Source organism: Enterococcus sp. DIV1208, from assembly GCF_050530455.1.
Lineage (GTDB): Bacteria > Bacillota > Bacilli > Lactobacillales > Enterococcaceae > Enterococcus_B > Enterococcus_B hirae.
In genome coordinates, this window is sequence record NZ_CP172887.1 from 1,722,287 (window position 1) to 1,734,657 (window position 12,371).

The window sequence follows — 12,371 nt, forward strand, 5'->3', positions numbered from 1 at the left end:
ACTAAGATGAGGCTGCCCTTATCTTAGTATGTTTTATTTTTTGTCTAAGCCTGATTTATTTGTAAAGGAGATAAAGAGACCTTTTCATCCTTGTTTGCGGTGCTGATGCCAAAATAGGAGGTGTCTAGGAATCATTATCGCTATTAGTGGTTTCAAGACATACAGATAATGAACTTTAGCAACCTGTAATTCTTTGAAATTACGATATTTCAACCGACTTTCCCCAAGGCGATTTTTCCAGGAAATTTTTTTATAATACTCTTTATCTTGATAGTAATAAACTAAGTTTTCTTGTAAATTATAACCTTTGTGTCCCTTCGCATATAACCGCATATATAGGTCATAATCTTGTCCTCTAACAGTATCTTTTGAAACTCGATAACCCGCTACAGATTCTAAGATGTATTTTCTAAACATAGCCGATGGATTGATGAACGAACTCGTTTTCAAGAGATCTTTTATTTCAGGTCGTTCTTTGACCACCCGTTCACCATAGACACCCTCTTGGTCCCATAAATAGGCATTACTGCCAACAAAACCAAATTCTGGATGAGCCCTCTAAAAACGCTACTTGCTTTGCCATACGTTCCACGTGACAATAATCATCGTCATCTAGTTGCATAATGTAGTTCCCCCGTGCATGTTTGATTGCCTGGTTGCGAGTATAAGCACTTTTAGAATTTCTAGCGTTTTGATAGATTCTGATACGTTGATCTTGTTTTTTTAATTTCGTTAAAAGTTCCCAAGTATGATCTGTTGATCGATCATCGACAATAATGATTTCAAAATCTTGATAGCTTTGTCTTAGTACAGAATTGACTGCTCGCTCAATCGATTTTTCTGCATTGAAAGTGGGAATAATCACACTAATCATTTGACTGCTCCTTTTTTCCATTTACTAGAGATCCCTGTTCTTTCACAACGAGTAAACCTACTAAGATCCATAGTAATCGTGAATTTTGTAAAGAAATACTAAAAGAAAAAATAATATTCGCTAATATTAAGAGACACAGCAACCATTTTTTCAGCAATAATTTTCTGACAAACTGACCAAATACCAACAACATTCCCATCATTGCTGGGACTATTCCCCATTCAACAGCTATTTGTAAAAAAGTATTATGAGCAATCGTCGGGCTTCCACTAACTGATAAAGCAACTGAAGAGTAGTCAACGAAACCAATACCCATGAAATGAGTCCGCGTTAACAAAAGTTGTGCTGTTTTCCAAGCTTCTGTTCTACCGGAACCTCCAGCAACGATTGCGCCATAAAAATTAGTGAAGACTCCCTCAAATCGGACAAATTGCGGAATGGAAAGAAAACGTGCAATTAAATTACTTACATAATCAGCAAAAAGAAAATGCGTACCGATAATCAATACACTCGCTGTCATGATTGTCATTACAAGATGTTTGACGTTGATATTTTTCCTAAATAATTTTTGAATTAGAAATAACAAATTGATTACTAAAAACGCTACAACGCCTGTTTTGGAAGCAGATAACAAAATACAGAATGTATAACCCATGAATGCAATCAGGTTCTTCCACTTACCTTTAAATGGTCTTAAGTACCAGATACAGTAGCCACATGTTTGAAGATAAGCAAAATAGTTAGGATCATTCATGAATCCTTTCAAACGTAGATCACCGAACAAAACAAATGATTTCAAACTTGCTGGAGCTACTAGAAAAATGAACATACTAAGACAGCCAAAAAAAGTGTTCCGACTTTTACCCCAGATAAAAAATCTTTTTTCAACTCTGGATTTATATGAAGGATCGAGATCGTTAGAATCAAATAAAGGAGATTGACGAAAAATTTTTGTCCCGTCATGATGACTGAAAAAAGCGAAACAGAAGTATCCACCCATGAACTTAACAATATCGTGGACAATAACCGCCAACAAATAACCCCAATAAAAAATAGTACTAATTGTTTACTGAACACCACTTTTTTCATTAGTAGAAGGTAGCCAACTAATAGCACCATAAATACATCACTTATTGACATATTGATCCCGAAAAAAACACGCGAAATACAGAGTGTAAATCCCAATAGGTAAAATAACCTTCCTAAAATTTTTTGGTTGCTTTTCGTTAATTCATCAATTGATGAGTACCCATTTGCTTCAATTGTTTTCATTTTCTATCTCCCCGTGTGCCTTTAACAGCAAAAATTCACTGATTGATTTATTTTTCCAATCATCATTTCTATCTTTCCTTCATTCATTAGAAGCATTTACAAACGCTATAACTTTCTTGGCTGCTTCGCTTTCATCTTCTGGTAACTGTTCAATTAGCTGGGTGACTTCTTTTAAAGAAAAGCCTTTAATGTCCCCAACAAAAATCTTCTCAAAAATTTGCGTTTCTTTCTTTTCTTTTTCTAATAGCAATTCTTCATATAATTTTTCCCCAGGACGTATCCCTGTTTCAACAATCTCGATATCTTCTTCTGTATAACCACTCAAATGGATCATATTCTTAGCTAGATCCACGATCTTGATTGGCTTATCCATATCCAAAACAAAAATTTCTCCTCCCTTAGCCAATGCACCTGATTGAATAACTAATCTGCTCGCTTCAGGGATCGTCATGAAGTAGCGGGTCATCCGAAAATCGGTGACAATGATCGGTCCCCCTCTTAAAATCTGTTCTTTAAACAGTGGAATAACACTACCTCTAGACCCAAGTACATTCCCGAAACGGACAGCCGAAAACTTGGTCTCACCAGATTGGTTCAGACTTGTGATTAACATTTCTGCGATTCTTTTTGTTGCTCCCATCACATTTGGCGGGCGATTTGCTTTATCAGAAGAAATCATCACAAAGTTCTTAACATGATTTTTTTTAGCTGCTTCCGCCACATTTTTTGTTCCGTTAATATTATTCTTAATTGCTTCTGTGGGATTATATTCCATCAGCGGAACGTGTTTATGTGCGGCTGCATGATAAACAATCGTGGGATGGTATTTTTCCATCAAATAAAAGATGCGTTCTCTATCTTGAATATCAGCAATGATTGGTAGAATCTCTACTTTCCTCTGAGGATCTAATGTAGTTAGTTCTCGATGAATCGAATAAATCGAATTTTCTCCATGTCCAAGTAAAATCAACTTTGCTGGTTCAAATGCCAAAACTTGCCGACAAATCTCTGAACCAATCGAGCCCCCAGCCCCAGTTACTAAAATCGTTTGTCCTTCTAATTGATGGCTGATACTTTCTAGGTCAAGGGAAACTTCCTCTCTTCCTAATAGATCGATCACATCTACTTCTTTTAATTGCGAAACATTGATTTTTCCGGTAGCTACTTCTTCAAAAGAGGGAACCATATTTACCTTGATATTCTTATTTTCAATGGATTGAACAAGCTGTTGGATCTTCTTTTTTGGTAACGAAGGAATCGCTATCGTAACCATATTGATACGGAATGTCTGGATCAATTGATTTATTTCACGGGTATTTCCCAGTACTTTTTTACCTAAAAGATAAGTTCCCCATTTGTTACAATCATCATCGACAAAGCCCACAACTTCAATATTATTCACAATTTGAGAACCTAAAAAACTTTGATACAGTAATTGTCCACCCTCTCCAGCACCAATGATCAAGATTCGTACTTTTTTTTCATTCGAACGACCATTTTTATTTTTCAATTCAACCCAGACCCGCCAGCCTAACCGACTACTAGCAATCAATAAAAGTGCCATTATGTAAGAAAAAACAACTAATCGCAAACTAATCTGGTACATGAGCTCCTGGTTAAACAAGTAAAACAAAGGAAAAATTGAAAATAACATAAAAGTGAGTGCCGCAAAGATCCCTAACAACTCATTAAGATTCGTATAACGATTGATTCTTGTAAATACTTTAAAGATCCCACCATAGAACAGATAACAAACAACTGATGAAATGAGTGTTATTGCCAAATAATCTCTATTGATGATAACAAATGGAACCATAAATATAAAACTGATGTAATTAGCAAGTATGATCAGAAAACTATCGAGTAGCACCAAACTAATCGCTTTGATTTTTCTAGTTGGTTTAATCAATAAATCACCTTCTTTAGTACTTGATATGCACGATCTTGATCAACATTTTCTTTCAATCATTTTAACACACCATCTACTACCTCAATAATAGTAGTTGATATCTTTCGACTTCTTTACTCCATTATAGACAATCCCTAAGATATTTGCCTGAGCGATCGTCAATAGTTCCTTTGCTTTGAACAATTCTTGCTTTAGCGTTTTTCGTTCTCTCACGACAATGATTGTACCATCTGTTTTTGAAGCTAGTATCTGTGCATCCGTCACAGGCACAACAGGCGGTAAATCAAAAATGATCAAATCAAAATTTACGCTTAATTCATCAATGATTTCATTCATTCGGCTTGACTCGAGTAATTCAGAAGGATTGGGAGGTTTTGGTCCACTGGTCATTGTCCACAAATGTGCAATATTTGTTTCATGAATGAATACGAAAGCTGATTCATTTCTTTTTTTTAACAGGTTAGTTAGTCCGTCACTGTTCGAGGTTGAACGAAATGTACTTTCTACACTTGGCTTTCTTAAATCTGCATCAATTAGGAGTGTTTTCTTCCCGCTATTTGCAAAAACAATCGCTAGATTCGCTGAAACAGTTGACTTCCCTTCCTCTGGACCTGCTGAAGTAACGACGATTGTCTTTATATCCTGATCAAATGAGCTAAATTGGATATTTGATCGAACCGTTCGATACTGTTCAGAGATCATGGACGATTGTTTACTAGCACTAATCAGAGGAACACCCTTTTTTTTCATATTATTTTTCACGTATTAGTCTCCTCATCTATTTTCGTGTGAACCGATTTTCTCTGCTTAGATGTGTACGCGCTCATTGTCTATGTGTATGAGTGCCTTGTCGAGAGTAAGTTGTGAGTTGAATCGATTGCCCACTTTCAATTTCCTTATTACTCATTTCACTAATTATCCCTAAGACTGGATACCCCATCGTTGCGAGAAAATGCTCATCCTTTACTGTTTTATCCAATATTTCTAACAAGACAGCCATCCCGATCCCTAGAAGTAAACCTAAAAATGCACCAAGAAAAAGATTCAACCGTTTATTGGGTGAAACCGGTAGCTGATTTGCTTGCGCAATTGATGTGATCGTTACTTTATTTACGTCTAAAACTTCTTTTACTTTTTCTTCAAAAGTATAAGCAAGAACATTTGCTATATTCGCAGCTTTTTCAGCTTCATCTGACATCACCTTGATATGGAACATTTGTGAATCTGAAGATTGAATAATCTGAATATTCTTTCTCAATTGATCTTTCGTTAAGTAATAAGCAAATTTATTTTCTAAGTATTCGGTTGCTTCATTAAGTACGATATCTCCTAAAATCATGTCTTTATATGTATTAATCAAGAGTACATTTGCATGTACTTCTGATTGTAAATTATGGTTGACGATTTCGTTTTTCGATTGAACGATCAATTCAGACGATGAACTGTATGTTGGTGTAATAACAAAATAAGTTATTCCAGTCGCAACGGCGAAACCGCCGATCAATGTACAAATAATCAACAGTATCCGCTTTTTTAACCAGCTTAGAATCTCATTCAAATTAATAACCGCTTCCATCTTTTCGCCCCTTTCTATTCTATTTTTCACGTCGAACTATTTTCTTTCTGAAAAACTCACTTACACCAAATAGGAACAAGCTCAACAGGATACTGAAAAGACCAAATTTCATAAACATAAAGAGAAAATTTTTCAAATAAGTCGTTAAAAATAAGTATAGAGCTTCAGAATGAATACCCAATCGTTCAATCAATCGAGTTACATACAAATAGGTCGGTAAAGCCCCTACCATTAATCCAGCTCCACCGATCACATAAGCAAGGTAACGGATAATTAAATGAAAGAAGGGTTTGTTAAGCGAAATGATTGCGGAAAATAAGATTCCAAAAAAAGCGACTGCAAAAATGAGCAACAGGTTAAGGGTGGATGTATAAGCCATTATTTTTTTGCCATATAACGCAAAATAAGGGATTTCGATATCACGCCGAACTGTTTCAATACTCACTTTTTTTAGTTTATTTACTGTGGTTTCAAATTCTGCATTTCTTGGGTAATTCTTTTCTTTTCCATAACTTTCTAATTGGCTTTGGACTGTCTCTTCTATTTGCTTCTCCCCTTCTAATTGAAAGGTTGAGCCAGCATAGATACTATGAATATATTGTTTGATATTATCATTTACTAAGCTTTCTGAAACTGTCTGATTCAACCATTTTTGGGAGATATTGGCACCTCTTCCTACATCAGCAATTGTGTGATTGATCTCTTTAGTGATCGTTTCCCCATAATGTGAGGATTCCACTGCACGGATCATAAAATTTTGATTGAATAAAGTAATCTTAAGAATGCCCAAGACAAAAATTGCAAATAAACTAAGCGAACAGATAAAAGCAAGAATCATTTTTGGCACTTTTCGCCATTGTTTTCTTTTTTTCATAACTATTTTTACCAAATGTAAGAAAAGACCATAAAATTTCACAAACTCATTGCAGCTTAAATTGCCCCACTTCGAAATTTTTTATCCACTAACTTCATTTTTAGTGAGCCAAACAAGCGATTATTCGATTGATCATTTGATTCTTTTTTGGTAAATCCACCTCTTTTCAAAGCGTTTTGCTTAACACATGAGTAGCGCAATTTTTCAATTCATTATTTATCTGGTTGGATCATTGGCCCCTTAATGAGATCGCCTAGAATAAATAATCTTTGATCCGTCATTCCAATACTATCGACTGGATAACAAGTATACAAAATCAGTTTTCCTTGCTGTTTTTGAACTAGAAGTTGACTAATCAATTTCGCATTTTTATCTAAAATCTTTGTTTCGTATACTTGGTAAACATACTCACCATAACTAGTGGAAATGTTAATCTTATCCGTAATTTTGACAGCACTTAATTTTCCAAATTCACTACTATTATGCCCACCAATCAATGTAGTCCCATGTTCACCTGGATACACAGACCCCATGTATTGTCCAGCACCCTCTCGTAAAATATCATCTGAGTCTCCATAATATAAGGGCACATTCAAATTTACAGAAGCAACATCAACCTGTCCATATTGATACCCGCTTCTTGGATAATCGATTTTACTGGAGGGAATGTTCTCTCCTTCCAACTCAATTGTTTTCCGTTTTTCTTCTAACTCACTAGTTGACATACCTTTAGCTGATGGTTGTGTCTTTTTTTCATATTTTGGAATATCCGAAAGCAGAAACAATCGTAAGGAAGAAGTCGTAAACTGAATGACAGGTCGCCCAATAATATACATTAGCGAATAACCCATGATCAAAAAAAGATAGGGGTAAAAATCATTCCGCCTATTCTTTTTAATTTTTTCTTTTTTTTATGCAAGTTTGACTTTCTTTCCTACGATGAATGCACCTGTCGCAGTCATCATTAAACATCCAATTGCAAGAATGCTTGAGATAGGGAATGTTCCCGTTTGTTTAATCGGTTGTTTCGAGTTGAACACTGCTGAAATCGAGCCATCAGAGTTTTGTGCGCCTAGCTCAACATACCCTTTATTCCAACTTAAAACGACTAATCCTAAAGCATCCGCTGTTGATGAAATCAATTGCTGAATTTCCAAAATTGTTTCCCTAGGGATAATTTTTATTAAATCATTTATCGTATGAACCGATGACAAATCAATGTCTAAATTAGTCAGTTTTTGCTTCACATTTTGGATATTTTTTACTGCTGTATCCACTTGTGACTTGGATAAATCATTTTGTTTTAAATAATTTTCAGTTTGTGTAATATATGTTTGAGGCATTTGAAATTCTTTGCCTTGAATTAAAATAGGTTGAGTCAATTCTTGGATGATCATTTGCTCATCTTGCGAAATCGCCCCGGCAGCATCAACATAAGACGTAAAAAAGAAACTACATAAAATTAAAACCATACTCTGTAACACATATTTCATCTTCTAACTCTCCTTTTCCTATCAAAATAATTAAACAACCATTAAAAAATAACACATAAAAGCATTTCTACCATCCATATTAGCATATGTTATTTCTTAAGACAATTAAATAAATGCCTTCAAAACAAATAACCATCGTAATAAAATCACTACTCGCAAAATAACAATTACTATTTAAAAATAGTTATTATAATAAGTGTTTTTGCTGAGAACATAGTATTTACGTCATTTGTATTCTTAATCTCTAATCCGTATTATCGCGAGATCTCTTATTAATATAACGATTTGAACAATAGAACAAAAATTTCCAAATTTAGAAATTTTAAGTCAAAAAAAGCTTGGAACAAATAAAAGATTGTCCCAAGCTCTTTGATAGATGTAAAAACAAAAATGATATTCTAACTTTCATATTTCATTAATCAATCGATTTCACTTACTACAAAGTAAGTTTTTCTCCACCGCTCTTGCCATGTATACGAAAATGAGGTGAATTTTACTCATTTCCTCCTTGATTCAATACCACACTAGGTTTCGCATTTAAACGAAGATCAGCGAAATTGGCTTGTTTCAATTCTACATGCGCAGCTGCTCCAATCATTGCTGCATTATCACCACAAAGTTTTAATGGAGGGATCAGCAGTTCAATTTCTGGATGTTCTTTTTTCAATGCCTCTTCGAGCGTTTCACGCAATCCTTGATTGGCTGCAACTCCACCTGCTACAATCAATTGTTTGACTGGGTATTCGTTACAAGCACGAAGAGTTTTATTGACTAAAACGTCCACAACGCTCGCTTGAAAACTAGCAGCTAAATTATTTGTATCAAGAGTTTCTCCACGTTGTTGGGCATTGTGTACTAAATTGATAAAGGCGCTTTTTAAACCACTAAAGCTAAAATCATAATTACTTTCATGAATCATGGCTCTTGGAAAATGGTAGGTATCTTCACCACGATGCGCTAACTGATCGATTTCTTTTCCGCTTGGATAACTCAAACCTAAGACACGACCAACTTTGTCATAAGCTTCTCCAGCGGCATCGTCTCTCGTTTCACCGATGATTTGATAGTTCCCGTCTTCCTTCATATAGACCAACTCTGTATGTCCACCACTGACAAGCAATGCTAGTAGCGGAAATTCAAAAGGCTTTTGAAAGCGTGCAGCGTAAATATGACCTGCCATATGGTTCACAGGTATCAAAGGCAAATTGTTCGCCCAAGCAAAAGCTTTAGCGGCAGAAATCCCAATCAGTAACGAACCAACTAAACCAGGACCATAAGTAACCGCTACAGCACTCAGTTGTTCAACAGAAGTGCCAGCCTCCGCCAAAGCGTCTTCGATACATAAGGTGATTTGCTCTACATGATGGCGACTTGCTACCTCTGGAACAACACCGCCAAATCTTTTATGGCTGTTAATCTGTGAAGCAATGACATTGGCTAAAATCTCATCACCATTTTTCACAACTGCGACACTCGTTTCATCGCAACTTGATTCAATTGCCAGAATCAATTCTTCTTTCATTTCATCGTCTCCGTTTTTAACTTTGTACTCATAATGATCGCATCTTCTACTGGATCATGATAATAAGATTTTCGTTTCCCTAGTTCTCTAAATTTCTCTGATTGGTAAAGATGACGAGCTGCTAGGTTAGACGTTCGTACTTCTAAATAAACATTATATGTTCCTGCTTGTTTTTCTCGGTCTAATAAAAAGCGTAATAACTGACGTGCATACCCTTTTTTTTGCAGTTTTTTTGCCACAGCAATATTCGTGATCTCCGTTTCATCGATAACTTTCGAATAGCCAATGAATCCTTGGAGTAGCGAATTTTCCACCAATAAGTAATATTGCGTATGTGGTTGTTGGATATCCATTAAAAATTGGTCTTTGGTCCAAGGAGAACCATGTTCATATGCTTCCTCACAAAGCGCCCATAAACAAGACGCTAACTGTTCATCTTCAAAGTCATTCTTAGTATAAATCAATTGTACCTCTCATTTTTCTAAATATTTGATCATTTCTAATCCATCTTCATTTGTTTGGGTATAATACCCTTTTTTTACTTTGTTCGATTGAAATCCTAATTTCCGATAGAGTCTTTGGGCATCTTGATTACTCATTCTCACCTCTAAAGAGAGTGTGTCACAGCGATTCATTATAGCAAATTTTTCAATTTCGTCAATTAACAATGTACCGATATTTCTTCGTTGGTACACAGGAATAACCGCAATATTTGTAATATGGCAATCCAAGCCAAAAATTCTCGCACCTATAAATCCAATTAACTGTTCACCGTCTAGTATTCCTAAATATAAATTTTGAAAAGGTGAATTTAATTCAGAAAGGAAGGCACTTTTTGTCCATGGTAATTCGCCATTGTATACCTGGCGTTCAATCGATAATAAATCTTTGATATCTCGAGGTATCAGCTCTTTTATTCGATAGCTTTTCCCTTGATTTTCAATTATCTTAGTAGCAAATTCTTTTTTTTCATAGAATAAACTTCTAGCATATGCTTTAAATTTTTTCAACATATCTTTCGTCTCCAGGAGTGTGGGTTTCCAACCACTTTTCCTCTGCTTCTACTTTTTTCAAATAACGTGGTACAAAATTGGTTAAATCTCTTACTGGTTCACGATTGGCCCCTAATGTTGCAATCGTACAGCCATTAGGAAGATCCCATTCAAGCACCTTATTTATTTCTGCTTCATGTAATACTTCCTTTATTTCATTCGTAAATTTTTGCGTATCTGTTCCGACAAATAAGATAGGTTCATCGAACTGAGACAGTTGCTTAAGCAGTTCTTCAATTGAAATATGTACATCTTCAAGAACTGTTTCTAATTTTCCATTTTGTCTTCGGTACACACCAGCATAAACATTTTTTCTTCTTGCATCAAATAAAGGCACGATCAATCCATTTACGTTCCGGCAATTAGCAGCAATTGCTTGTAAACTTGAAATCCCCACAAGTTCTTTACCCAATGTATATGCAAGTGTTTTTGCAGTAGTTACACCGATTCTTAGACCGGTGTATGAACCTGGTCCATCGGAAACAGCAATTCGATCGATAGCGGTTGGTGCTAATCCGAGTGCTGAGAATAATTGATCGATAGCCGGCATCAAACTAACGCTATGATTTTTCTGTTTATTGATTTGGATTTGCCCTAAGACAATATCATCTTCAATCACGCCGATCGCTAAAGTTTGATTAGCGGTGTCTATCCCTAATGTAATCATTTTGATGCATCCTTTCTACTAACTTCTATCGTTTTATATTGTAGCATACTTCTTGCTAAGAAAAAGACAATTCATTTCAGAAAAAAAGAAAAAAAGTTGCAATCATTCGCAACTTTCTCTTGATTTGTTCTTTAGTTTTTTGTAGATTCACGCAAGATAAGATCCGTTTCTACAATGATTTTTCTCGAAACAGGTGCTTTTTCATTCATCATTTGTAACACGGTCTCTACCGCCAGTTCCCCCATCCATTCCGTGTGAACTTTGACTGTCGAAAGAGCTGGGGAAACATATTTTGCTACACTAATGTCATTGAATCCGATCAATGAGATATCCTCAGGTACTTTCAGACCTTTTTCGTTAATTGCCTTCAATGCACCGATCGCTAGTGTGTCATTTGCTGCAAACAGCGCCTCAAACGAATACTGTCCACTATCTAAGTATTCTTTGACTTTCCGATAGCCAGATTCAACTGAAAAATCTGCTTCAATGATCGTTGTAGTCAATCCTTTACCAGCCATGATTTGTTGGTAGGCGGCAATCCTTGGGTCATCAATCCGTTGATGTCCTTTTTTGGTGTATTCCCTACCAGCAAGCATTGCAATCGCTTTTTTATCCTGGTTAAAAAAATAATCAATCACTTTTTGGATACTTGTTTGAAAATCAACGATTAATGAATTAATGTTATAGGGTGTTCCATCAAAATCAACTAATAACAGATTGCTTTGTGTCTGCTTCAATTCAATCAACTGCTGCTCATCGAATTTTCCCAGAGCAATCGTTCCATTTGTCGGTCTATCACTGATAGCGTCCCACGTTTCCTTTAGCAAAGTCACATTTGATTCCTCTGCCTTTTTCTCTATTCCCAAACGAATAGCAAGATAATAGAGATCCTCTAATTCTTCTTGATCATTGTACCATTGGATCAAACGCAACGACTTTTGATTCAACGATGTGTTTCTATGATGCTTCGTGTAATTCAGCTCTTCAGCAGCCTCAAAAATTTTTCTTTTCGTTGCTAGGCTAACTGATAACTCCTGATCATCATTTAAGACTCTTGACACAGTAGCAGGAGAAACCCCTGCCAACTTTGCAATATCTTTAATCGTTGCCACTTGTTTCTCCTCCTATCTAT

General features: G+C 35.7%; 15 protein-coding genes. All 15 read right to left on the reverse strand.

The genetic code is table 11. The features are described 5' to 3' along the window. Positions 1-84 precede the first annotated feature (84 nt). Positions 85-483 (reverse strand): hypothetical protein, encoded by a 399-nt coding sequence (locus IGK91_RS07855; RefSeq protein WP_258924972.1) that lies wholly within the window; start codon positions 481-483, stop codon positions 85-87. A 40-nt stretch (positions 484-523) separates the two neighbouring features. Continuing rightward, the gene (locus tag IGK91_RS07860) at positions 524-874 is read right to left on the reverse strand and encodes a glycosyltransferase family 2 protein (protein ID WP_258924973.1); all 351 of its coding nucleotides are present in this window, start codon (positions 872-874) and stop codon (positions 524-526) included. Continuing rightward, a complete protein-coding gene (locus tag IGK91_RS07865) occupies positions 867-1,703 on the reverse strand; it encodes an O-antigen ligase family protein (RefSeq protein WP_228022436.1) in 837 nt (278 codons plus the stop codon). The genes IGK91_RS07860 and IGK91_RS07865 overlap by 8 nt, the downstream gene beginning before the upstream one ends. Continuing rightward, positions 1,688-2,146: a hypothetical protein gene (locus IGK91_RS07870; protein WP_228022438.1), complete on the reverse strand. Its 459-nt coding sequence runs from the start codon at positions 2,144-2,146 to the stop codon at positions 1,688-1,690. Before IGK91_RS07870 ends, IGK91_RS07865 begins: the two co-directional genes overlap by 16 nt. Before the next feature lie 79 nt (positions 2,147-2,225). Next, on the reverse strand, positions 2,226-4,055 hold the full coding sequence (locus tag IGK91_RS07875; RefSeq protein ID WP_181934332.1) for a polysaccharide biosynthesis protein: 1,830 nt from the start codon (positions 4,053-4,055) through the stop codon (positions 2,226-2,228). An 81-nt stretch (positions 4,056-4,136) separates the two neighbouring features. Continuing rightward, on the reverse strand, positions 4,137-4,805 hold the full coding sequence (locus IGK91_RS07880; protein ID WP_025480509.1) for a CpsD/CapB family tyrosine-protein kinase: 669 nt from the start codon (positions 4,803-4,805) through the stop codon (positions 4,137-4,139). 73 nt (positions 4,806-4,878) lie between these two features. Further along, positions 4,879-5,631 carry a YveK family protein gene (locus IGK91_RS07885; RefSeq protein WP_181934333.1) on the reverse strand — a complete coding sequence of 251 codons (753 nt, stop codon included), beginning with the start codon at positions 5,629-5,631 and terminating at the stop codon, positions 4,879-4,881. 19 nt (positions 5,632-5,650) lie between these two features. Continuing rightward, positions 5,651-6,505, reverse strand: a complete 855-nt coding sequence (locus IGK91_RS07890; protein WP_051641758.1) for a hypothetical protein — start codon at positions 6,503-6,505, stop codon at positions 5,651-5,653. 212 nt (positions 6,506-6,717) lie between these two features. Next, on the reverse strand, positions 6,718-7,341 hold the full coding sequence (locus tag IGK91_RS07895; RefSeq protein WP_088771460.1) for a class D sortase: 624 nt from the start codon (positions 7,339-7,341) through the stop codon (positions 6,718-6,720). A 75-nt stretch (positions 7,342-7,416) separates the two neighbouring features. Further along, positions 7,417-7,998 carry a hypothetical protein gene (locus IGK91_RS07900; protein WP_034698353.1) on the reverse strand — a complete coding sequence of 194 codons (582 nt, stop codon included), beginning with the start codon at positions 7,996-7,998 and terminating at the stop codon, positions 7,417-7,419. Between the two features lie 493 nt (positions 7,999-8,491). Beyond that, a complete protein-coding gene (tsaD, locus tag IGK91_RS07905; protein WP_010718855.1) occupies positions 8,492-9,520 on the reverse strand; it encodes a tRNA (adenosine(37)-N6)-threonylcarbamoyltransferase complex transferase subunit TsaD in 1,029 nt (342 codons plus the stop codon). Further along, positions 9,517-9,984, reverse strand: a complete 468-nt coding sequence (gene rimI, locus IGK91_RS07910) for a ribosomal protein S18-alanine N-acetyltransferase (protein ID WP_063627253.1) — start codon at positions 9,982-9,984, stop codon at positions 9,517-9,519. The genes tsaD and rimI (IGK91_RS07910) overlap by 4 nt, the downstream gene beginning before the upstream one ends. 9 nt (positions 9,985-9,993) lie before the next feature. Next, on the reverse strand, positions 9,994-10,533 hold the full coding sequence (gene rimI / locus IGK91_RS07915; protein ID WP_010737793.1) for a ribosomal protein S18-alanine N-acetyltransferase: 540 nt from the start codon (positions 10,531-10,533) through the stop codon (positions 9,994-9,996). Continuing rightward, positions 10,517-11,239: a tRNA (adenosine(37)-N6)-threonylcarbamoyltransferase complex dimerization subunit type 1 TsaB gene (gene tsaB / locus IGK91_RS07920; protein ID WP_010737794.1), complete on the reverse strand. Its 723-nt coding sequence runs from the start codon at positions 11,237-11,239 to the stop codon at positions 10,517-10,519. The genes rimI (IGK91_RS07915) and tsaB overlap by 17 nt, the downstream gene beginning before the upstream one ends. Before the next feature lie 131 nt (positions 11,240-11,370). Next, a complete protein-coding gene (locus IGK91_RS07925; RefSeq protein WP_010718851.1) occupies positions 11,371-12,351 on the reverse strand; it encodes a LacI family DNA-binding transcriptional regulator in 981 nt (326 codons plus the stop codon). Between the last annotated feature and the right edge of the window lie 20 nt (positions 12,352-12,371).

Bases quoted from the DNA above. Each gene is read 5' to 3' on its own strand.
- tsaB (WP_010737794.1), bottom strand. From the start codon at position 11,239: ATGATTACATTAGGGATAGACACCGCTAATCAAACTTTAGCGATCGGC.
- IGK91_RS07870 (WP_228022438.1), bottom strand. From the start codon at position 2,146: ATGAAAACAATTGAAGCAAATGGGTACTCATCAATTGATGAATTAACG.
- IGK91_RS07880 (WP_025480509.1), bottom strand. From the start codon at position 4,805: ATGAAAAAAAAGGGTGTTCCTCTGATTAGTGCTAGTAAACAATCGTCC.
- IGK91_RS07885 (WP_181934333.1), bottom strand. From the start codon at position 5,631: ATGGAAGCGGTTATTAATTTGAATGAGATTCTAAGCTGGTTAAAAAAG.
- tsaD (WP_010718855.1), bottom strand. From the start codon at position 9,520: ATGAAAGAAGAATTGATTCTGGCAATTGAATCAAGTTGCGATGAAACG.
- IGK91_RS07860 (WP_258924973.1), bottom strand. From the start codon at position 874: ATGATTAGTGTGATTATTCCCACTTTCAATGCAGAAAAATCGATTGAG.
- IGK91_RS07900 (WP_034698353.1), bottom strand. From the start codon at position 7,998: ATGAAATATGTGTTACAGAGTATGGTTTTAATTTTATGTAGTTTCTTT.
- rimI (WP_010737793.1), bottom strand. From the start codon at position 10,533: ATGTTGAAAAAATTTAAAGCATATGCTAGAAGTTTATTCTATGAAAAA.
- IGK91_RS07890 (WP_051641758.1), bottom strand. From the start codon at position 6,505: ATGAAAAAAAGAAAACAATGGCGAAAAGTGCCAAAAATGATTCTTGCT.
- IGK91_RS07895 (WP_088771460.1), bottom strand. From the start codon at position 7,341: ATGTATATTATTGGGCGACCTGTCATTCAGTTTACGACTTCTTCCTTA.
- IGK91_RS07865 (WP_228022436.1), bottom strand. From the start codon at position 1,703: ATGTTCATTTTTCTAGTAGCTCCAGCAAGTTTGAAATCATTTGTTTTG.